This is a genomic window from Rugamonas violacea (assembly GCF_016461825.1).
Lineage (GTDB): Bacteria > Pseudomonadota > Gammaproteobacteria > Burkholderiales > Burkholderiaceae_D > Rugamonas.
Genome location: NZ_JAEMNU010000081.1, coordinates 1 through 615, shown reverse-complemented (window position 1 = coordinate 615; position 615 = coordinate 1). Strand labels below are relative to the sequence as shown.

Genomic DNA, 615 nt, shown 5'->3' with positions numbered 1-615 from the left:
CTGGAGACGGCGGTGCTGGCATCGATGGGGTCGACCGCCTCGTAGGGACCATCCTTGCGATCGATCTGCTGTTGCCCGCGCAGATCGGCAGCCGCCGGTGTCGGCAACGCCTCGCCGGTGACACTGCGGATGCCGTCGCGTTGTTCACGTTCGCTGCGCCTGTCTGGCCAAGCCCCGTTCTTTGCGATGGGCCATTTCACTGCGGGGAAGCCGTCGCGCATGATGCGGTTTCCGCTGGCCACATGGTCATGGTCGTTTTCGCCCTTGATGCGCAAAGCGTAGTCGTGCGGCGCAACGCCCACCAGCACGGGTTCGGCATTCCCTGTCGCAGGATTGATCCTTTGCTTGTCCGTGAATACGCGCTGGTAAAAACCTTTCCCCAATTCCTGCAACGGCCGGCGCAGCACGGTCTTGCTTTTTGTCGGGGCGCTGCCGATACGTCGCGTCTCTCCCGCCGTCGCATCAAAGTAGCGGACGCGCTCGTCCGGCAGCAATTGCTCGCCCTCGATGAAGTCCGGCACACCCTGCCAGCCTATGCCCTGCACACTATCGAGTGCTACCGTCATGTCCTGCGGACAAAAATACAGATAGACCTTGCGCCGGTTGTCCCGTTCC

General features: G+C 62.3%; 1 protein-coding gene. It reads right to left on the bottom strand.

Annotated elements, in window-relative coordinates:
• The coding region (locus tag H7U20_RS15945; RefSeq protein ID WP_199760144.1) for a T6SS effector phospholipase Tle3 domain-containing protein at positions 1-615 on the bottom strand (615 nt) is incomplete at both ends.